This is a genomic window from uncultured Succiniclasticum sp. (assembly GCF_902793885.1).
Taxonomy (GTDB): domain Bacteria; phylum Bacillota; class Negativicutes; order Acidaminococcales; family Acidaminococcaceae; genus Succiniclasticum.
Genome location: NZ_CADBFF010000039.1, coordinates 1 through 20,999 on the forward strand (window position 1 = coordinate 1; position 20,999 = coordinate 20,999).

A 20,999-nucleotide genomic window follows, 5' to 3' on the forward strand; every position below is an offset into this window, starting at 1 on the left:
TGTGTCCGGCGGAGGCGTAGATATCTGCTACATGCAATGTCCCTTAGTTCAGGAAGTGTAGAACTTCTGAGTTATTACCAGTAAGATGGATCATACAAACCCCAATTTGCCATACTTAAAACTAGTCTGCTGATCCATCACTATCGTATTGGAAGCGAGTAAGGACATTGTTTTCAGGGTTTGCTCCTTATGAAGCTTGCTCCTTATTTCCCTCCAAAATTTTGCTCCTTACAATCTCCTCATTAAATTTTGAGCCGGTGCTGTGATAAAAAATGTGATGATGTCAAAGGCAATTGATACATGCGATTATTAAGGAATTTAAAGATCATACAGCAAGGAGCAATTTGCTGTACGAATCCCAGTGAGGCTTTCGTAATGAGAGGGTCGTAGGTTCAAATCCTATAAGTGGCTCCAAAGAAAACAAGCGGTTCCCGAGAAATCGGGAGCCGCTTTTATCATGCCTTTTTTCTTTTGAAAATGACCTGCCAATGACCTGTCTGAAAGCGTCATTGCTTTTTTTATTAATAGTACTTATCTATCCCTTTTTTGTCTTCATCTAGCAGCTGTTTGTAAATTTTGCGGTAATACTCCGACTGGGGACGGGTAAACTCATGATGAGGTCCCATACGCATGTCCCATTTTACCCAGGACCAGGGCTTGCCGTAGGAAAGGGAAATGGATACAGATGCGGCGTCCAGGGCGATTAAATCGGTTTCCCGGAAAGGTTCCCAGGTATCGATCTTGTATTCCCGGCCCAGGGCTTCCATATCATCCATCATCTGCGCGGGTATGATACGGTTCTGTGTTTTTTCCGGTGAGTTGTACCAGGCTTTGAACCGACTCTCGAACAGAGCTTCTGTTTTGCTCTTGCGGCTCAGGTCAATAAAATGGTGTCCGCCGCTGGAACTGCCGGCGCTGCTGTAGTGGCACTGCAAAAGCTGCCCCAGCATTACCGTTCCGTCATAGAGCTTTTGCCCGTTGTCTTTGGCCAGCTGTTCCATAAACGCTGTCAGCTTTTCATCGGGAACCTCTTTACGGAAGGAACTGTCTTTGCCGGCCCGGTTCAGCGTGATATGTTTCCCGTTCTTGTATTCCACATAAAGCAGCCGGAGCTGTTTCACTTCAACGGGGTCCGTTGTGGCGGCAGCGATATTGATTCCGCCCTTCTGCAGCAGCTGGTCAAGATCTGCCAGTGCTTTTTCATTGACAGTAAAGCTGCAGCCCCGGGGAAAGATGCGTTCATTTTTCTTCGGCGCCTCTGTACCCGGCTTCATTCCTGTAAAACCGGAAGAGGGGGGTGGAGGATTAAATCTTGATTTTATGGTGCGCATGGTGCAGAGGATTTTATCCCCGTCCCGTTCCATGATAAGCTCATAGCAATAGTTATTATGCAAAAATGAAATCTCGCTTTTCTGTATCTCGCTGGGAGTAAAGGATATATCCGGTTTCTGTTCCGGTTTTTGCGCCGGTTTATCTTCTGCCCCGGTACATCCCTGCAGGCCAAACAGACTGCAGAACAGCAAAAAGAGTCCGAATTTCCAGAATCGCATGATGACACCTCCCGAGTTGCGTTTTCTTATTAACACATTTCCAACTAAAACTACAAATTCTGCTCATCATTTGATGATAGCGGCGTTACGTTCGCCTTACACGTTTATTGTATCAAAAAGAAAAAGTAAAGGAAAGATTTGTTTCAATTATCTTTGTTGCTGTTATGCGATTTGCCTTTTTGCCGTGATAGTATGTTATAATAATATATAACATAATGGTAACAAGGTGCATAGTATGAAAAACGCTGGTATAGGCGCTTTCAGGGCAGTCGCAAAAAGCACCGGGCAGCGTACAGACGAATGATAGCAGTGTTTCTTAAATTTAAATCTGTTGCAGGAGGGGAAGTACGAGCATGAAGATTGAGACGGTTGCCATTCTTGGCGCGGGAGCGATTGGTTCCTATTTTATCTACGGTTTTTCCGCTGCGCCGGATATCGATTTTTGCCTGATTGCCAAAGGGGAGCGGAAAGAACGGCTGGAAAAGGAAGGGCTCTGCATCAATGACAATATTTATAAACCGAAAGTAAAAACACCGGAGGAGGCAAAGGGCGTAGACCTGTTGCTGGTGTCCACAAAGTATAACGGATTGCACGATGCCTTGGAAGACATTCGTACGGTGGTGGCGCCCCACACCACAGTGCTCAGCCTGCTGAACGGCATTGACAGTGAAGAGATGATCGGGACGGTAATTGATCCGGCACGGATAGCCTACAGCCTGATGCGTATTAACTCGGAACGGAAGGGTAACAGTGTAACGTTTAATGCAGAGAAAACGCCGGGTCTGTTTGTGGGAGAAAAGGATTCCCGGGAAGAGTCGGAACGGCTGCTGGCCATCCGTGAGCTGCTTGCCAAAACGCCGCTTCGTTACCATTTCTGTGAAGACATTATTTCGGAACAATGGCTGAAATTTACCTTAAATATTGCCTATAATTTGCCCCAGGCGGTGCTGGGCACGGGATACGCTTCCTACTTTGACAGTGAACACGTGGGCTTTATCCGGGATCGGCTGGAAGCGGAGGCCCGCAAGGTGGCGGCAGCCTGCGGCATTTCCTACGGCCCGCTGGAAAATACCCGTCCCCGCTGGCTGGAAAGGGCGCGCTTCTCCACATTGCAGGATCTGGAAGCCAAACGTCATACGGAAATCGACATGTTCTGCAAAGTACTGATGGAAAAAGCGGCCGCAAAAGGGCTGGAGGTTCCTTTTGCGGAATACACCTATCATGCGATTAAGGCGCTGGAAGAAAAGAACGACGGGAAGTTTGATTATCAATAAACTGAACTGTCGCCTGATTAAGATACAAAAGAGTGGGAAAGGAATCGTTTTCCTGCAAACAAAAATCCGCCAAAGAGTTTGTAAAGACACTTTGGCGGATTAACTATTTCCCGGGAAATAGCACGTTTTTCAATATTTTATTTATCTTCTTCCACTTCTTTCTTCCATCTTGCGGCTTTCATTTCGCCGGCTGCGTAATCGTCTACCATGGCATTTACGGCCCGGAAGTTGGCCTTTACGCCGGTTTTGGTATTTTTGTATTTTACGGCATTTTCTTTTTTGATGCCGATGTTCTGCGCAGCTGCGGCTGCGTCAATGTTGGCGCCTAAGAAGACAAATTCAAAATTCTTTTTCTGCAGTTCGGAAATCAGCGCTTTTACTTTAGCGTAGGTCCATTCTTTGGAGGCGTTTTCCTTGCCGTCCGTGGTGATGACCACCAGCACTTTGTTGCCTTTGGCATCGATGTCGGGCAGGGTCTTCAGCTGGGACAGTGTGTTGCCTACGGCGTCCAGCAGGGCTGTGGTGCCCTGGGGGGTATATTCTTTTTCTGTGATGTTTTTCACCTTGTTCAGGTCGGTGCGTTCGTAAATGGTGGAAACCGCGTTGTTAAACATGACTGCGGTAACCTTCACCGGCAGATTGCTTTCCCGTTGTTTGTCCAGCATGGAGTTGAAGCCGCCGATGGTGTCTTTTTCCAGGCCGTACATGGAACCGGATTTGTCCAAAATCAGCACCAGGTCCATGGAAGTGGCCTTTTCAGCCTTTTTCTTCTGTTCGGAAGGTACTTCGATTTCCGTGGTTTCAGCGGCATAAATCTTGGTACCTTCAGGAATGCCTCCCTTGACTGGGGGCGTTTTCGAAGAAGAAGCAGCAAACGCTGTCATGAAACAGGCGATGGACAGAAGAACAGCACACATGATGGCTATTTTTTTCATGATTAATTCCTCCCGTGCAGTAACTGGCTGATTAATAAAATTCAGATAAAACGGAAGCAGATTACGCTGTCATTAGGGCATGCCTTTCATGACGCTGCTGCTTTTCCTATTTCCCAATTACAACTATTATAAACTTATAATTTGTCAAATTTATGTTTTTGACTCCGGCTTGTGAAATGTTTTGAAAATCTTTCAATAATTGCCGAAAAGGGTTGCACTGTTATTTTTTCTCCGGTTCTTTCTGTTTTGGTTTCATTTTATTCAGGCCTTCGTTGCCGATGATGATCAGGTCGTCTTCTTGCATAGCGTATATCTGGTTGGGACTGTTTGTTTTGTGTATTTTTTGTCCGACACACCAGCGCTCCAGTACGGGATGCCACCCGTATTCGTTGTAGGCGGCGTCGTGGAATTTTCGGTTGCGTGCTGCGATGGCGGTTACGTTATCGGCCGGGGCCAGGCTGTCCATAAAGACAAAGAATTTAACTTTGCGGTTGTTGGTTGTGACAAATTCAAACGCATTTCCGTTTTGTTTAATCTGCATGTCGCGGGTTATGTCGAAACGGCTTTCCTGTTCTTTATAGGAACTGTCTTTCTGTTTTTCCCGCACAAGGGTGCGGGCAGGGTAGTGGATGGTAAAGGGCGCTTTGTCTTTATAGTCCTGCCACTGTTTGTGTTCAAGTTTGTCGCTTCCGTGGATTGTCAGGGATTCAACGGCCAGGGAGTCGTGCCCATTCACCGGCCACCGGGGGTTCTCGCCCCAGGCAGCGCGGCTGGCCGCTTCCACGTCTTTTTGCAGGGAGTCCGGGAAACGTTGCAGGTCCAGGCGTAGGCGACTGCCGAATTGTTCCGCCGCCGTCTCCATCACCGCACGGGGACGTAACGGGGCTCCGGTATAGATGAAGTGCAGGTTTACGGAGTAATTTTTGTTTTTAAGAGAGTCTTTGGCAAAGACGTCCATGTCTTTGATGGTAACGGGCAGTACGCCTTGAAGTTCGCTGTCTTCGTTGCTGCCCCCGATTGGCGGCTTTTTGCCGTGCATATCCACCCGGGACGAGATGTGAACCTCCGGTTTTACCGCGGTCCATTGCAGTCCCAGCATGTCGTTGACCAGGGCGGCTGTTTTTTCCGCGTATAAATCAGCCCGTTCTGAGGTATAGATGTCTCCGGTTTTTGTGTTGACGGCAAACTTCAGCTTTTTGCTGCCGGACTGGTATTCGCCGCTTACAAATTCCGTCAGTTGCAGCTGGTGGTTCTCACCCAGATACTTCACGCTGGAAACCTCTTTGATTTTTGCGTTGGGATCCGTTTTGGCAAGGTATTCTTTAAAGATTTTTATTGCGCTGTCGTACTGTTTGTCCTGTTCGGAGGAAGTGAAGTCATCCAGATAACATCCGGAAAAGGACAGGCAGAAAAGGATTGCCAGGCAGAAGGTCAGCAGTCGTTTCATAGGACGGTTTCTCTCCTTTCTCTGGGATCGTTGTCTTGTGCGGGAAATACTGATTCCATGGGCTGTCGGTTTTCAGTAAAAAAAGCCGGATGGAGCAGCGTCTCCTTAATTTTTTGGACAAAGAAATTTGCGGATAGATCGTATTTATATTATAAGATATCTGTGTTAAAATAGCTATAATAAATTATCAGCGGTTATTGTGTGATTGCTTTTGAGAGAATTACCGGAAGCGCTATAAGGAACCCGGATTTTTGGAACAGCGATTCTGTTATTATGTTATCTTAGGAGGTGCTGTATCTTGAAAAAAATAATCATCACTCTTATTACTACGTTCCTGATGCTAAGTGCTGCGTTACCCTGTTTTGCGGAATCGCCGGCGGCGGGAGTACTTCCTTCCATAAAAATGGAACAGCAGAAAAAGGAGTATCGGACACCGCAGGGACAGGTCTGTATCGTCACCGATTACACCCGCCTGGTCGTGGAGAATGCGGACGAATTTCCGGCCCTGGCAAAAAAGCTGGAGCAGGTGCATAACCAGGAGTGGAGTTACCGTATGACAGACGAAGCAAAGGAAGATTACAAGGATGCGGTGGAACTGAAAATGCACCGCCCGGAAGATTATATGTATTTCCTGCTGGAAGAAAGAATCTGGCAGAGATATCTGGACCGGAACATTCTGAGCCTCTACGTAGAGTATTATCAAAGCAGGGGCGGGGCTCATCCGAACACCGATATCTTTACCTACAACCTTGACCCGGTGACCGGCAATTTCATAACGATGGACGACGCGCTGGCTCCCGGCAAACGGAACGAGTTCCGGGATAAGTATGTGAAGCCGGCCCTGGAAAAGGTTAAAAAGGAGCGGCAGCTGTTTTATTACGATAACTACAAGACCGTTGTGGACGACCTGTTCCAAAGGGATTATGCCGGAGAACCGCCTCTGAGATGGACCTGGGGTACTGAAGGAATTACCATGATCTTCCCGCCGGATACTCTGGGGCCAGCCGTAATGGGACCGGTTGAGGCCTTCATTCCCTTTAAGGGGAACGAAAAGCTGTTCAATGAAAAGTATTTGAAATGACACGCAGTTTTCACGTATGATAGTTACGCTTTCAGGCTTGCGTTTATGGTAACGTCTGAAAGCGTTTTTTAGTTTGGCCGGCAACGGAGAATTTTCTATACAAAACCTTGCTGAAATGGCGTTTTCTATGTAATTATAAGTTGCTTTAAAGCGAATTTCATATTATAATGAACATTATTATTGTGACATACTCGTGAAAACATTGGCACAAAATTCATTTTAGAGACTTGGGGGACATTCATTTGAATCAGGAAAAGGAAAGAAATAATTTTACGGGAACGCTTGGTTTTGTTCTGGCTTCGGCGGCCAGTGCCATTGGCCTGGGAAATATCTGGCGGTTTCCGTTTCTGGCGGCCCGCGACGGCGGCGGTTTGTTTTTGGTTTGTTACCTGTTGCTGGTTGCAACCTTTGGTTATACGCTGCTGTCTTCGGAAATTGCAATCGGGCGTAAGACCCGGCAGGGTCCGTTAACGGCGTATACCCTGATGGATAAGCGGGGCTCTGTCATCGGTGTGCTGGCCTGTATGGTGCCGGTTTTGATTTTGCCGTACTATTGTGTCATCGGCGGCTGGGTGTTAAAGTATCTGGCGGCATTTGTCAGCGGCGCCGGTCTGGCAGCTGCGGGGGATAAATATTTTACCGGCTTTATCACCAGTACCTGGGAGCCGATTTTCTGGTTTGCGATTTTTATGGCGGCGGTTGTATTTATTATTTATCTTGGCGTGGAACAGGGGATTGAAAAGTATTCCAAAATATTGATGCCGGTTTTTTTCCTTATGATCATCGGGGTATCGCTGTACTCTCTCACGTTAAGCTATACGGATGCGTCCGGCGTGACGCGCACGGGGTGGGAAGGGTTTCTGATATACACAGTTCCCAATCTGGAAGGTGTTACCTTCAGCAAATTTCTGAATGTACTGATGGATGCCATGGGACAGCTGTTTTATTCTATTTCGGTTGCGATGGGCATTATGGTTGCTTACGGCTCCTACGCAAAAAAAGATGTGGACCTGAGCCAGTCTATCAATCACATTGAACTGTTTGACACCCTGGCTGCGTTTCTGGCCGGTGTCATGATTATTCCGGCTGTCTACACTTTTATGGGTAAGGAAGGTATGTCCGCGGGTCCGTCGCTGATGTTTATCTCCCTGCCTAAGGTGTTTGCTGCCATGGGCTCTGCCGGGACGGTTGTGGGAATTGTTTTCTTCGTCATGGTAACCTTTGCGGCGCTGACTTCCGCCATGTCGGTACAGGAAGCTATCGTAGCGAGCTTTATGGACCGGTTCCACTGGGAGCGCTCCAAGGCTACACTGCTGATTGGTCTGTATGCTCTGATCGGCGGTATCATCGTATGTCTGGGCTATAATGTGGCCTATTTCGAACTGCCGCTGCCCAACGGCGCGGTGGCCCAGATCCTGGATCTGATGGATTATATCAGTAATATTGTGTTCATGCCGCTGGTGGCCATTGGCGAATGCCTGCTGATCGGCTGGGTTGTAGGAGCGGACTGGATCATTGAAGAAATCGAGCAGGGGAAATATACATTTGGGCGTAAAGGCATGTACCGGGTCATGGTCAAATATGTTACGCCGGTACTGCTGTTTGTATTATTCTTACAGGCTTTTGGCGTGTTTAACTGATGCGGGTTTAACCGGGAAGTTTTCAGATGAACGGCTTTCCGTCAACCGGCCGGTGTGTGGAAGAGGGGATTGTGTTTTATGCAGGGGAAAGAGAAAGCTGCCGTAAATCCTGATACCGTAACGAGTGAAGCGCAGCTGCAGAAAGAGCTAGACAAAAAGGCACAGGAATTACTGGAAGAAAAGGAAGCGGACTCCCGTATGCGGACCTATATCGGTCCTATGAGTAAAATATTGGTCGTACTGCTCTGCGTCTGGACGGTATTCCAGCTGTATTTTACAACGCTGGGCGCAATCAGTGCCATTAACCTGCGGGCATTTCACTGTATCTTTTTGCTGCTGTTCACATTTTTGTTGTTTCCTACATACAAAAAAGAAAAGCGTGTGCGGAATTTGCCGCCGGTTTGGGATATGCTTCTGATTTTACTGGGCGCCGGTTCTTTCGGTTACCTGATTATGAATTTCACCCGCATTGCCCAGACGGGGGGACGGGTGGATTCTTTTGAGGTAGGCATTGCGGCGGTGGCGCTGCTGGTGGTGTTTGAGGCGGCCCGAAGGGCGTCCGGCAATCTGGCGCTGCTGGCACTGATTTTTTTGGGGTACAACTGGTTCGGCGCATTTCTGCCGGGGCTGCTGGGACATAACGGCTTTACCCTGAAGCGGGTGCTGATTACTCAGTTCTGGGGGACCCAGGGTGTGCTGGGCACCGGTATCGGTGTGTCAGCTACGTACATTTTCCTCTTTGTTGTGTTTGGAGCGTTCCTAAAACACAGCGGCTTTTCCAAATTCATTAACGATTTTTCCCTCACATTAGTAGGCCAGACTCCCGGCGGTCCGGCGAAGGTGGCGGTAGTAGCCTCTGCCCTCATGGGTATGATCAACGGTTCCGCCATTGCCAACGTGGCGACGACGGGAACCATAACCATTCCTCTGATGAAGCGGACCGGGTACCGGAAGGAATTTGCCGGGGCGGTGGAAGCGGTAGCTTCTACCGGTGGACAGTTCTGTCCTCCTATTATGGGCGCGGTCGGCTTTGTTATGGCGGAATTTTTGAACCTGAGTTATACGAAGGTCATGCTGGCGGCGATCATGCCGGCTTTCCTGTATTATCTGGGGCTGTTGATGTCTGTACACTTTGAAGCAAAACGGCTGGGGCTTTCGGGTCTGTCAAAGGAAAACATTCCCGATGCGATGAAAGTAATCCGGGAGCAGGGACATCTGGTGATCCCCCTGGTTGTATTGATTGCCCTCATGTTTGCGGGTTACACGCCTTTGTATGCTGCGGTCATTGCTATCTTTGCTACCATCGGGGCCAGCTGGATCCGGAAAGAGACCCGCATGACCTGGAGCAAGATTATCGAAGCCACGGTGGAAGGGGCCAAGGGCGCCATCTCCGTTGGCGTCTGCTGCGTCATCATCGGTGTCATCATCGGCACGGTGACCCTCACCAGCATGGGTCTCAACATGGGTTACCTGATCCTGAATGTAATTAACAACGACAATATTTATGTGACGGGCCTTCTGGTCATGATCATGTCCACGATTCTGGGAATGGGCGTGCCCGGCGTGGCCGCTTATGTAATTGTGCAGGCGGTGGCGGTTCCGGTGCTGATCAAGGCCGGCGTGCTGGCGATTACTTCTCATTTGTTCTGTCTCATCTACGCCTGTCTGTCCAACATCACCCCGCCGGTTGCCATGAGCGCCTATGTTGCTTCCGGTATCGCAGGCTCCGACCAGACGAAGACGGGGCTGTGGGCTGTGCGGTTAGGGCTGATCGGTTTTATCATTCCTTTCTTTTTCCTGGATAACCCGGTGCTTTTGATTGGGGTAGATCCAAACGCAGCGCTGACGACAACCTTATGGACTGTGTTCACTGCCAGTGTGGGAACCATTGCCCTGGTGGCCGGACTGGAAGGCTGGCTGGTGCAGAAATGTAATGTGCTGGAACGGATTATTCTGGTGGCCGCGGCGCCGGCTATGCTTTATCCGGGGATGTTTACCGATTTTGCAGGCCTGATTTGCCTGGCGGTAATCGGAGCATTGCAGTTTATAAGAGGGAAGAAAGAGTAAAAATATTAGTTTGTTGAGCATATGGTTTTACGCAGGGAAAAGTACTGAAGCAAAACATCGGGAGTATTTGCGTAGTTTTATGAGATGAAATTTGCCGTAACGGCGAGATTGTTTGAGGGGCGAAGCCCCGAGTTTCGAAGCCGTAGGCAAATGAGTCCATAAAACAGCAAATGCGGACGGTTTTGCGAAGTCTTTTCCTGACGTAATCATTTTCTTAAGGAAACACTGTTATTTTTCCGGGAAAAGATATATAATAATTCATGTAGCATTACCTGAACATGTTAATTTTTTTAGGAGGAGAAGAAATATGAAAAAATCCTTGAAACGCATAGTAAGCGCATCTTTGGCCACCATGTTAATGGTAGGGGCATTAACTGGCTGCGGCGGCGGTGACAAAAAGGCGGAAGCACCGAAGAAAGCTCCTGCGGCAGCTACGGATAAAATTAAGATTAATTTCCCGACGGCTTCTGCGTCCGGCGCCCTGTATGCAGTAGGTGCTGCCATTACCAATAACTGGAACAAAACCGTTCCTTCTGTTAGTGCAGCCAGCCAGGCATCTGCCGGTGGTATTGCCAACCTGAACATGGTTTCCGATGGGGAAGCCCAGGTTTCCATCGCAATCAGCAGCAATGCATATCAGTGCATGAACGGCACGGACAGCTTTAAAGGCCACGCTTATAAAGACCTGAAAGCCATTGCCGGTCTGTACCTGAATCCCAACCAGGTGGTTGTGACCAACAAATCCGGTATCACCAAACTGGAAGATGTGAAAGGCAAACATTTTGCGGTTGCTTCTGCCGGTTCTTCCGTTTACAACGAATGCCAGACTCATTTCACTGCAGCCGGCATCAAATTCCCGGATGAAATCAAAGCGGAATACATCGCCTTCGGCGGCGCAGCCGATATGCTGCAGAACGGCACGATTGACGGCGCATGGATTATGTCCGGCACCCCGGCTTCTGCTGTTTCCCAGGCGCTGAGCTCGAACTGCCGTCTGGTGAACATCAGCGATGATATTATTAAGAAACTGCAGGAAAAATATCCCTGGTATGTTAAATACACTATCCCCGCAGGCACCTATCCGAACCAAAAAGAAGCCGTTAACACTTCCGCGATTAAAATGGTTATGTTCTGCCGTCACGATCTGAAAGACGAAACCGTTTACCAGATGACCAAATCTTTCTGGGAACATATTGATGAATTGGGCCAGGCTCAGAAAAACCTGAAAGGCCTGAAACCGACTGAAGCAGTAAAAGATATTGCCAAGATTCCTCTGCATCCCGGCGCTGAAAAATACTATAAGGAAATCGGCGTGCTGAAATAATATTATAGGAAACGCTCAGGCACGACATGTGCCCGGGCGTTTTTTTATGAAAAAAGTCCTTATTCCATGAAATGAGGTGAAATCTTGAAAAGAAAAGTATTGCTTTTAACAATTATAGGTTTGGTATTATTTCAGAATTCTTTTTTTGCTATGAAAGGTTATTGCTCCTAGCCTGCTGAAGCAGGCGGTAATGTTGAAGTGGTGGAAGTGGAAGAAAGCAAAGAAGCAGAAGAAAGCAAAGAAGCGGAAGAAAGCAAAGAAGCGGAAGAAGGCAAAGAAGCAGAAGAAGGCAAAGAAGCAGAAGAAGGCAAAGAAGCGGAAGAAGGCAAAGAAGCAGAAGAAGGCAAAGAAGCAGAAGAAGGCAAAGAAGCAGAAGAAGGCAAAGAAGCAGAAGAAGGCAAAGAAGCAGAAGAAGGCAACCGTTGACACGAATCGACGGGCAGGGAAAAGCCTGTTCATGATGCTAACCAGATTTAATTTTAACAGATTACATTGGCTATACAAACAAAGGTTAATATGCTAAAATTCCTATATAAAGGAATTGGTGTTTCACGTGAAACAGCTACAGACAGTTAAAGAAAACGTCAGGAAGTTTTTTCAATAAATAGAACGGTTGGGACTTGGGGGAGCGCCCTGGTCCTGTATGAAAATAAAAATATTTTCTGAAGCCGAAATGCGAGGGAGCCCGTGTGCCGGGCTGAGAGGATGCCAGAGATCATCGACCGCCGGTTTGTATGAGTGAAGATAGTTCCATTTCATGCATATCGTTCCTGAAACGCATTTTGGTTTTGGCATGCAAGGCGCGATATGCAGTCGCGCTTTTATTATTTTTTGTATCTTTTTGGAATTGAGAGGCATGGTTGCAGTATTCAATATCTTATAGCGAAAGAATGGGGGATTAAAATGAAAAAGATAGTTGCTTTTATCATGTTTCTTTGCCTTTTCGTGGGTTTGCTGGCTGGCTGTGGAAGCGAAAAGAAAAGCAGTACCGGGAGTAATGAGATTAAGGAACTGAAGATTGCCGTTTCTCCTTATCAGGATGCAGAGACGGTCAAAACAGCTGTAGGTCCGTTAAGTACAATGTTGCAGGGGAAGCTGAAAGAAAAAGGCTTTGCGGTCGGCAAGGTGTCCGTCAGCGTGGGCACGTCCTACAGCGCGGTCGGGGAAGCCTTAAGTGCGGGCAGCGCGGATGCGGGTTTTGTTTCCGGCGCGACCTATGTGTTGTTCGACAAGGAAATCGATGTACTGCTCACGGCGTTGCGGCAGGGGATCAGTAAGGATACAACAGACGTAAAAATCTGGAACGAAGGGGAGCCGGAAAAGTTTAACGACAAGCTTGTCCAACATTACCGCTCTGTTCTGGTGACGGGGCCGTCCGCCAAGGGAAAAGCCTTGCTGGAGAAAGTGAAGAAGGGGGAAAAGCCTTCCTGGGAGGAGCTGAACGGGCTGACCTGGACAGTGATGAGCCCCGCTTCCGCTTCGGGCTACCTGTATCCTTCCTTATTTTTGAAAAAGGAATACGGGAAAACGATTGCTGACCTGGCCCATGTGGTGCAGGCAGAGTCTTATACCACATCCATGGCGCGGCTGGCTTCCGGGCAGGCGGACATCGCGGTGGCCTTTTCCCACATACGGATCCGCAATGAAAAGAACTGGCAGACAAAGCTGGGGGGCGCGGATACGATCTGGAAACAGACGGGCATCATCGGCGTGACGGATAAGATTTATAACGATACGGTCTGTGTGAGCAAAACGTCCAAAATCATGCAGGACCAGAAGTTCCGGAAGGCTTTCGGAGAAGCGTTGATTGAAATCGGAAAGACCAAAGAGGGGCTGGATGCGCTGAAGATTCTGGGTCACAAAGGCTACGACTGGGCCGATGCGAATAATTATGAAGACGAACGCCGGGTACAGCGGGAACTGAAAGGGAAGTAAACAACTTGTGATGCGATGCCGTTGCATTATGCGGTATGTTGGCAGGTCCTTGGAGGTTTGCCGGAAAAGCGGCACGAACGGATTAGTGAATGGATGATTGGTACCTGAGATATTACGTTAAGGTGGTTCGCGATGCTGGAGTTAAAAAACATAACTCATCAATTTTATAAGGACGAACCGGTTTTGCAGCAGGTTTCCCTGCAGATTGCAGAAGGGGAGTTTGTGGCCGTAATCGGGCGCAGCGGGGCAGGGAAGACGACTCTGCTGAAGCTGTTCAACGGGATGGTGACACCGCAGCAGGGCACTGTCTGGGTAGACGGGGAATGCCTGTCACACTGCAGCGGAAAAAAACTGCGGCAGATACAGCAAAAGATTGCGGTAATCTATCAGGATTTCTGTCTGGTTCCCCAGTCGACGGCGTTGGAAAACGTGCTGCACGGGGCGCTGTTCCGGAATCCGTTATGGCGCGTCATGACGGGTTGCTTTTCGGAACAGGACCGGGAAAATGCGAAAGCGGCCCTGGCCAAAGTCGGGCTGGCTGAGAAAGCGGATGCATTGGTTTCGACCTTAAGCGGAGGCGAGAAACAGCGGGTTGCCATCGCCCGGGCGCTGCTGCAGCAGGCCCGCATCATTCTGGCCGATGAACCGGTGGCGTCGTTGGATCCGGTGGCCGCGGAACAGGTTCTTTCATTACTTAAAACCCTCCAGCAGGAGAATAGGCTGACGGTAGTTATGAACAGCCACAATACAGCGCAGGCTGTGCAATATGCGGAACGGATCATCGGCTTAAAGCAGGGCGTTGTGGTAAAAGACGCCTCTGTGTCCGCCTGGGATGAAGCCTCCTTTGCGGATGTTTACGGAGGCGCGCAATGAAACGGCGGAGCCTGTGTGCTGTCTGCAAGGATTTCATTGCAATTGTGCGAAGACGGCTGAGATAAGTGGCAGAGTATGTCTATCAACAAAAAGTTTTTACTGAAATTGTTGTTGTATAAGAGGGAAAGAAATGAAACGGTCATATCTTGTCCGCAGTGTAATAGTTGTGCTTTGTCTGCTAATTTCCTTATGGCAGACAGAGTTTTCCCTGCCCCTGTTATGGGAGCGGGGACATTACTTTATTGACACTGTCGGCAGGATGTTCCCTCCGGATACTTCCTTTCTGGATGTGATTCTGGTTCCGCTGCGGGACACAGTGTATATTTCCCTTCTGGGAACCGTTTTTGGCGGAATCATCGGAGCAGCGGGGACAGTACTGTGCAACGGGTATGTGAATCAGTGGAAAGCTGTGCGGATTGCCCTTAAGACGGCAGTACACGTGTTTCGATGCATTCCCGTGCTGATTCTGGCCTTGCTCTGTACGTTTGTGTTCGGTCTTGGCATGTGGTCCGGCATCATAGCGGTTACCCTGTCCACCGGGGCAGTGCTTTCCCGGTTGGGATACGAAGACAGCGAGAACGCAGACCTGCATGCGGCCCGTGTGCTGGAATATGCGGGAGCGGGGCGCCTCAAAGCCTGGTGGGTCTCTGTGTGGAAGCAGATACTCCCGGGTTATCTTGCCAACCTGCTGTATCTGTTGGAATCCAATGTGCGTAACGCTGCGGTGTTGGGTTTTGTGGGGGCGGGAGGCATAGGTCTTTTGCTAAATGAGAAGCTGGCCTGGCGGGAGTACTCCAAAGTGGGCATGATTCTTTGCGTGTTATATCTGGTAGTGTTGGCAACGGAGAGTTTAAGCGGGTTCCTGCGCGTTCGTCTGGTAGAATCGGAAACAAAACACAAAAAAGGGTATGTCCCCGTGATTCTGTGCGCTTTTTTCATCATTTTCTCTTTTTTAAACGGATTTCCGGCCATATCAGATGTGAACAAAACCGCGCTGGAATCTATTGTTGAAGGCGTTGTAAATCCGGATATTACAATGATGTTTTCTCCGGACCCGGATGCGGTGCCAGCCTTGTTATTTGAAAGCCTGTGCATTGCTTTTTTGGGAACTCTCGGAGGAACTTTATTCGCCCTTCTGTTATCTGTTTTTTCCTGTTTCCGCTTTTTTGGTTTTGCAGCACTGTTGGTTCGTCTGCTGTTGCTTGTGTTCCGTTCGGTGCCGGTCCTTGTTTACGGGTTGCTGTGGATCCGGGTGACCGGACCTGGGCCGTTTGCCGGCGTGCTGACCATGGCTCTGTGCAGCATCGGTCTTTTGGCCAAACGCTTCCTGATTGCCATTGACAGCATTGACTTGAAACCGTACTATGCGTTACGTGCTTCAGGTGTTAATCTTCTGGCGGCTGTGCGTTGGGCTGTGGTTCCCCAGATACTGCCGCACTATTTGTCCGCCGTTATCTACCGCATGGACATCAACCTGCGGGAAGTTGCCGTATTGGGCCTGGTTGGTGCGGGCGGCATCGGTACTCCTTTGGTTCTGGCTATGAATCACTACGAATGGAAACAGGCAGGCGCGCTGCTTTGGGGCCTGATACTGGTGGTGGCTGCGGCAGGAGCCGTTTCGGAAAAATACCGCAGGGCATATCGGTTGCGTAAAGTCAGGTAAGCAGGTATGGTAGTACGATGCCTCTTGCGTAATGGAAAACACAATGACGATTGTTCCAATACGTGAAAAGGAAAGAATGTAAACATAATTCGAATCCATTCTGTTGTTTCAAAAGAAATATAAACGCAAAGAAATATAAAGCAAAATAAAAGCTGTACAAAGCAAGTGGAAATTCCATTGCCTTGTACAGTTTTGTTTTGTAATTATTCACAAGAGTACTTTTAAAAACCGGTTCCGCGTTTAAAACGAAAGTAAAGATTATTCAACAGAAACACACCTGATTATGATTCTGTTTTGCTTTCAATAATTACTCTTCACCGGGCACACGGACAATGGCGCCTTCTGCGGCGGAGGATACCAGCGCTGCATAACGGGCCAGGTAACCAGTCTTTACTTTGGGCGGCGGGCATTTCCATTTTGCCCGGCGTTTTTCCAGTTCTTTGTCGGAAACCTTAACGTTTAGTGAACGTTTCGGGATGTTGATCTCGATGATGTCGCCTTCTTCGATTAACGCAATGTTGCCGCCTTCACGGGCTTCCGGAGAGATATGGCCGATGCAGGCGCCGCGCGTTGCACCGGAGAAGCGACCGTCGGTGAGAAGGGCAACGTCTTTATCCAGTCCCATGCCGGCCAGTACGGAGGTGGGATTCAGCATCTCCCGCATGCCCGGGCCGCCTTTGGGTCCTTCATAACGGATAACGACTACATCGCCCTTGTTAATCTTTTTGGCGCAAATGGCTTTGATAGCTTCGTCTTCCGAGTTAAATACCCGGGCCGGACCGGAATGTACCAGCATCTCTTCCGCTACGGCACTCTCTTTTACAACAGAGCACATGGGCGCGATGTTGCCGGTCAGTACGGCGATGCCGCCGGTCTTGCGGTAGGGGTCTTCTACGGTGCGGATTACATCCGGACGCGTAATGACCGCGTTTTTGATCAAAGCACCGATGGTCTTGCCGGTGACGGTCTTGCAGCTCTTGTTAATGAGTCCCAGTTTGCTCAGTTCATTCATGACAGCAGAAATGCCGCCGGCTTCGTTCAGGTCAATCATATGATGGAAACCTCCGGGGCTCAGTTTGGTCAGGTACGGAGTCTTCTTGGAGATTTTGTCAAACAGGGATAAGGGCAGTTTGAGTCCGGCTTCGTGGGCGATAGCCGGTAAGTGCAACGCTGTGTTGGAGCTGCCGCCGATGGCCATGTCCACCGTGATGGCATTCTTAAAGGCGTTCATAGTCATGATATCCCGTGGCAGGAGCTGTTCTTTAACCAGGCGGACAACGGTTTCGCCCGCTTTTTTGGCCAGACGGGCACGGTCACCTTGGAAGGCTGCAGGAATGGTCCCGTTGCCGGGCAGGCCCATGCCTAACACTTCGGTGAGGCAGTTCATGGTATTTGCGGTGAACAGACCGGCGCAGCTGCCGCAGCCGGGGCAGGAGCAGCGTTCGATGCGGGACAGTTCTGCTTTATCGATTTTGCCGGCTTCAAAACGGCCGGCCGCTTCAAACGTGGTGGAAATAGAAATGTCTTTACCCTCGTAACGACCGGGGAGCATGGGGCCGCCGCTGCAGAATACAGCAGGGATATTCAGGCGCAGCGCAGCCATCAGCATGCCGGGTACAATTTTATCGCAGTTGGGGATCAGTACCATGCCGTCAAAGGCGTGGCCGTTAATCTGCGCTTCAATGCTGTCGGCGATCAGTTCGCGGCTTGCCAGCGGGTATTTCATCCCTTCATGGCCCATGGCGATACCGTCGCAAAGGCCGATGGCAGGAACTTCAATGGGAACGCCGCCAGCTGCGAGGATGCCGTATTTTACCATTTTGGCCTGGTCGTCCAGATGGGCATGACCGGCAATGATATCAGTCTGGGAATTAACAACTGCAATCAGCGGCTTTTTCAAGTCTTCGTCGCTGAATCCGAGTGCATAAAACAGAGAACGGTGTGCAGCACGGGTGGAACCTTTTTTAACTAAATCGCTTCGCATAGGATAACCTCTTTTCTTTCAAAAAAATATGGAGTTTTCTTCGTTTATTCCAACGAATGTATCTATATAATTTTATGCCTATAATAGGTGATTGTCAATCAGATGGCAGAAGATGACATGGGATTACGCGTTGATAAACAAGTAAAATGTAAAAAGCGTTACAGCTTTTAAACCGCGAAGATAAGATGGCTGAACTATTCGCTTTCAGACCGTATTGCCCAGCGCAGCTTTGTGGATTTGGATCTGGGGTTGGCAACACATTCTTCTGCCGATGGGCGGATTACGTCTCTGGCGGCGTCGCTGAACAGACCTTCTTTAACATACTGCTTGAAAGCTTTTTTAACCAGCCGGTCTTCTCCGGAATGGAAGGTCAGGATGGCAACCCGCCCGCCCGGTGCCAGTGCGCAGGGGAGTTTTTCAAGAAAGGCATACAGGGATTCCATTTCTGCGTTTACATCAATCCGCAGTGCCTGAAAGACACGGGCGCAGCTTTTCTTTACGCTTTGCCTTCGTTCATTTCCCGGAAGATGGGAGAGTGCTTTTTCTATTTCCCGATACAGCTCTTTTGTTGTATTAATGGGAATACCGTTTTGTATGTCAGAGGAAATGGTTCGCGCGATTTCTTCTGCATAAGGTTCATCTGCGTTTTCCATAAGCATTCCTTCCAGCTCTTCCGCGGAAAGCTTTCGCAGCAGTTTTGCGGCAGAGATGCCACGCTGCGGATTCATGCGCAGGTCAAGAGGGCCGTCTGTTTTGTAAGAAAAACCACGTGCCGGATTATCCAGCTGCATGGAGGAAATGCCCAAATCTGCCAGGATAAAATCGAAAGGACCTGATTCGGCAGCGATTTTATCGATACCTGCAAAATTCATATGATGTATGGTTAAAATATCGTCGCCATACCCTGCGTCCAGCAACCGTTTCTGTGTTTTCCCAGACTCAATGGGGTCTACATCTGTTGCATGCAGATGTCCTTTGCCTTGTAACTGTTCCAGCATGGCGCGGGTGTGGCCTCCGTATCCCAGTGTTGCGTCAAAACCGGTCTGACCCGGTTTGATTTGCAGGAAGTCAAGGATTTCCCTGACCATGATGGGAATATGGGTGCCTGCCGGAGTGCTCCCTTTTGCTTTTACATGGGTTGCAATATCCTGGTATTTTTCCGGATTCAGTTCTTTATATTTTTCTTCAAAATTTTTTGGATAACGTCCGGCATAGTGTTTTCTTCGCACATGTTTTTCCGGAGCAGTATGTTTTGTTTCTTTGGTATTCGAATTCATATCCTTCTGTTTTCCTTTGACGTGTTTGATTTGTTCAGAGTCTTATCTTGTAAATTATAAATTGAATTGTGAATTTTGAAAAGGTTAAAAACAGAAATTGTTTCACGTGAAACAACGGGTGCATTTCTAATTTTCAATTCTGAAAAAACTTATGAATGAAAACGGAAGAGCGCTTGTTCGTAAAGGGATAATATATTATAATAATATAGTAATATTACTCCGCGATTAATGAAGGAGGATGAGGACTGATGATAACGATTGAAGATGTGCGGGCATGGCTGGATGAAAAAAATGTTCCGTATGAGGTTATGGTTGATTCCGCTACGGGTAACGACGTATATATTATCAAACATCATTCCGAAGCGGCTGGCATAGATTATATGGGAGTGATTGCAGTTCCCCCCGGACGTTTTATGATGGTAAAGGTAGTCGGTGCGGATTTAAGTAAATATCACCCGCGTAAATGCGTGGCAGTATTGCAGCAGTTTAACGGTCTGCTGAACCGCCATCATACAGCGGACAGCTATAATTATAATGTGGAAGGGAAGAATCTGATCATAGTATTCTGGCCGGAAAATACAACGACGGACAGCATCCAGCATTATCTGGATTTTGGATTTGACCGTTTGGATTTCATGTACAGAAATCTGGAAAAACTGGAAATTGCGGATTAATGACAAGCTATTCGAGTCGTTCTTCTCGTCGGATTAAGATGTTGCTTGGCAAGGGAAAGAGAAATATTGTTTGAATTTCTTCGAGATTTATCAACTTTTTCTTGACAATCCCTTTCCTTTGTTCTATAATATTCCAGTAACACGTCAAGTGGTCGACTAGCTCAGCTGGCAGAGCAACTGACTCTTAATCAGTGGGTCCGGGGTTCGAGCCCCCGGTCGATCACCATGTGGGCGCTTAGCTCAGCTGGGAGAGCGTCTGCCTTACAAGCAGAATGTCAGCGGTTCGATCCCGTTAGCGCCCACCATTTTTTTATGTGTGGCCCGGTGGTTCAGTTGGTTAGAATGCCGCCCTGTCACGGCGGAGGTCACGAGTTCGAGTCTCGTCCGGGTCGCCACTATGCCTCGGTAGCTCAGTTGGTAGAGCAAGGGACTGAAAATCCCTGTGTCCACAGTTCGATTCTGTGCTGAGGCACCATTCTGAATAATTGTTACCCACGGATACTATACCGTGGGTAATTTTGTATAAAGAAACCTGTGTAACGTTTTCTGAATAGCAGGTTTTTGTTGAAAAGCGTTAATGCAACGGTATCGTTGAAAAAGAAGGTGTCGTTTATGTTTCCTGGCGGAGAGAGTACTACAACTTCCCTTATTTTTATCTGGGGACTTATATTGATCTGCAGTATCCGCGGCTGTTACCGTAATTTTCAGACGGGTGACAAAGCCTGGGGAACTGCTTTCGGAATCCTGATTCCCGCGTCTGCCTATTTTCTGGCAGACCTGTTGGGGTTGCTGCCTCCCGGCGCGCCTCATGTGTTTATGTGAAGTGATTCCGAAGTTTTTGCAGAGTCTTTGTAAAAATGCTTGACAAAAGGTAAACGATACAGTAAAATACAATTGGTTAGCGAAAGCTAACTAATTTTTGCGTGATGTGTTAGCGGAAGCTAACCCTTTTCTGATGATTCCTCTTCTATTTTTTGCTTTGTGGAGTCTGCTTAAATAGCATCTTGCGGATTTACAGTATCCCCTACGGTTAATGTAAATCCGCATGAAAAGATTCCGGTGTTTTTCTTTTGTGCGACTGGTGTCGGCCAGTCGCTTTTTTATTTGGCAACGCAGTTAAGAATTATATGCGAAACCATTATTTCCTAAAGGTTCATAAATAAAAAATGCCGGCGGTTTGAACCGCTCCCCGTCAAGTAGACAGTAAAATAATTAAATATTATTTCACAGCGCTTCGACGCTGTGGCAACCGCAGATTCCGTTTGGCAGCTAAAG

Annotated in this window: 16 protein-coding genes and 4 tRNA genes; 15 read left to right on the forward strand and 5 right to left on the reverse strand. The window is 48.4% G+C overall.

All coding sequences use genetic code 11. The features are described from left to right. Positions 1 to 521 precede the first annotated feature (521 nt). Complete coding sequence (locus QZV31_RS12365; protein WP_295361161.1) at positions 522 to 1,550, reverse strand: hypothetical protein; 1,029 nt, start codon at positions 1,548 to 1,550, stop codon at positions 522 to 524. Positions 1,551 to 1,903: 353 nt separating this feature from the next. On the opposite strand from QZV31_RS12365, the gene QZV31_RS12370 reads away from it, so the two are divergent. Continuing rightward, positions 1,904 to 2,824 carry a 2-dehydropantoate 2-reductase gene (locus QZV31_RS12370; protein WP_295361163.1) on the forward strand — a complete coding sequence of 307 codons (921 nt, stop codon included), beginning with the start codon at positions 1,904 to 1,906 and terminating at the stop codon, positions 2,822 to 2,824. Between the two features lie 137 nt (positions 2,825 to 2,961). On the opposite strand, the gene QZV31_RS12375 is transcribed toward QZV31_RS12370, so the two are convergent. Then, positions 2,962 to 3,759 carry a vWA domain-containing protein gene (locus QZV31_RS12375; RefSeq protein WP_295361165.1) on the reverse strand — a complete coding sequence of 266 codons (798 nt, stop codon included), beginning with the start codon at positions 3,757 to 3,759 and terminating at the stop codon, positions 2,962 to 2,964. Positions 3,760 to 3,979: 220 nt separating this feature from the next. Then, entirely contained in the window at positions 3,980 to 5,206 is a 1,227-nt protein-coding gene (locus tag QZV31_RS12380) for a hypothetical protein (protein WP_295361168.1), read from the reverse strand. A gap of 298 nt (positions 5,207 to 5,504) precedes the next feature. Between QZV31_RS12380 and QZV31_RS12385 the strand changes: the two genes are divergently transcribed. From QZV31_RS12385 to QZV31_RS12420, 8 genes are all read left to right on the forward strand, one after another. Next, positions 5,505 to 6,287: a DUF3298 and DUF4163 domain-containing protein gene (locus tag QZV31_RS12385; protein ID WP_295361170.1), complete on the forward strand. Its 783-nt coding sequence runs from the start codon at positions 5,505 to 5,507 to the stop codon at positions 6,285 to 6,287. A gap of 242 nt (positions 6,288 to 6,529) precedes the next feature. Beyond that, complete coding sequence (locus QZV31_RS12390) at positions 6,530 to 7,927, forward strand: sodium-dependent transporter (protein WP_295361172.1); 1,398 nt, start codon at positions 6,530 to 6,532, stop codon at positions 7,925 to 7,927. A gap of 78 nt (positions 7,928 to 8,005) precedes the next feature. Then, entirely contained in the window at positions 8,006 to 9,994 is a 1,989-nt protein-coding gene (locus tag QZV31_RS12395) for a TRAP transporter permease (protein WP_295361175.1), read from the forward strand. 307 nt (positions 9,995 to 10,301) lie between these two features. After that, on the forward strand, positions 10,302 to 11,318 hold the full coding sequence (locus QZV31_RS12400; RefSeq protein WP_295361177.1) for a TAXI family TRAP transporter solute-binding subunit: 1,017 nt from the start codon (positions 10,302 to 10,304) through the stop codon (positions 11,316 to 11,318). 198 nt (positions 11,319 to 11,516) lie between these two features. Then, positions 11,517 to 11,744, forward strand: coding sequence for a hypothetical protein (locus QZV31_RS12405; RefSeq protein WP_295361180.1), 228 nt, complete (start codon positions 11,517 to 11,519; stop codon positions 11,742 to 11,744). Between the two features lie 477 nt (positions 11,745 to 12,221). Then, positions 12,222 to 13,253, forward strand: coding sequence for a PhnD/SsuA/transferrin family substrate-binding protein (locus tag QZV31_RS12410; protein WP_295361183.1), 1,032 nt, complete (start codon positions 12,222 to 12,224; stop codon positions 13,251 to 13,253). 132 nt (positions 13,254 to 13,385) lie between these two features. Beyond that, positions 13,386 to 14,126, forward strand: coding sequence for a phosphonate ABC transporter ATP-binding protein (gene phnC / locus QZV31_RS12415; protein ID WP_295361187.1), 741 nt, complete (start codon positions 13,386 to 13,388; stop codon positions 14,124 to 14,126). A gap of 130 nt (positions 14,127 to 14,256) precedes the next feature. Further along, the gene (locus QZV31_RS12420) at positions 14,257 to 15,789 is read left to right on the forward strand and encodes an ABC transporter permease subunit (RefSeq protein WP_295361190.1); all 1,533 of its coding nucleotides are present in this window, start codon (positions 14,257 to 14,259) and stop codon (positions 15,787 to 15,789) included. Positions 15,790 to 16,096: 307 nt separating this feature from the next. Here the strand turns inward: QZV31_RS12420 and ilvD are convergent, their stop codons facing one another. Further along, positions 16,097 to 17,773, reverse strand: a complete 1,677-nt coding sequence (gene ilvD, locus QZV31_RS12425) for a dihydroxy-acid dehydratase (RefSeq protein ID WP_295361193.1) — start codon at positions 17,771 to 17,773, stop codon at positions 16,097 to 16,099. A gap of 194 nt (positions 17,774 to 17,967) precedes the next feature. After that, complete coding sequence (rsmH, locus tag QZV31_RS12430; protein ID WP_295361196.1) at positions 17,968 to 19,050, reverse strand: 16S rRNA (cytosine(1402)-N(4))-methyltransferase RsmH; 1,083 nt, start codon at positions 19,048 to 19,050, stop codon at positions 17,968 to 17,970. Between the two features lie 248 nt (positions 19,051 to 19,298). On the opposite strand from rsmH, the gene QZV31_RS12435 reads away from it, so the two are divergent. The 6 genes from QZV31_RS12435 (at position 19,299) to QZV31_RS12460 (ending at position 20,546) form a co-directional block, all read left to right on the forward strand. Next, the gene (locus tag QZV31_RS12435; RefSeq protein ID WP_093729763.1) at positions 19,299 to 19,724 is read left to right on the forward strand and encodes a hypothetical protein; all 426 of its coding nucleotides are present in this window, start codon (positions 19,299 to 19,301) and stop codon (positions 19,722 to 19,724) included. A gap of 150 nt (positions 19,725 to 19,874) precedes the next feature. Then, positions 19,875 to 19,950, forward strand: a tRNA-Lys gene (locus QZV31_RS12440). A gap of 3 nt (positions 19,951 to 19,953) precedes the next feature. After that, positions 19,954 to 20,029 (forward strand) — tRNA-Val (locus QZV31_RS12445). Positions 20,030 to 20,042: 13 nt separating this feature from the next. Beyond that, a tRNA-Asp gene (locus QZV31_RS12450) sits at positions 20,043 to 20,119 on the forward strand. 4 nt (positions 20,120 to 20,123) lie between these two features. After that, positions 20,124 to 20,199, forward strand: a tRNA-Phe gene (locus QZV31_RS12455). Between the two features lie 137 nt (positions 20,200 to 20,336). Further along, on the forward strand, positions 20,337 to 20,546 hold the full coding sequence (locus tag QZV31_RS12460; protein ID WP_143005956.1) for a hypothetical protein: 210 nt from the start codon (positions 20,337 to 20,339) through the stop codon (positions 20,544 to 20,546). Positions 20,547 to 20,999: the final 453 nt, after the last annotated feature.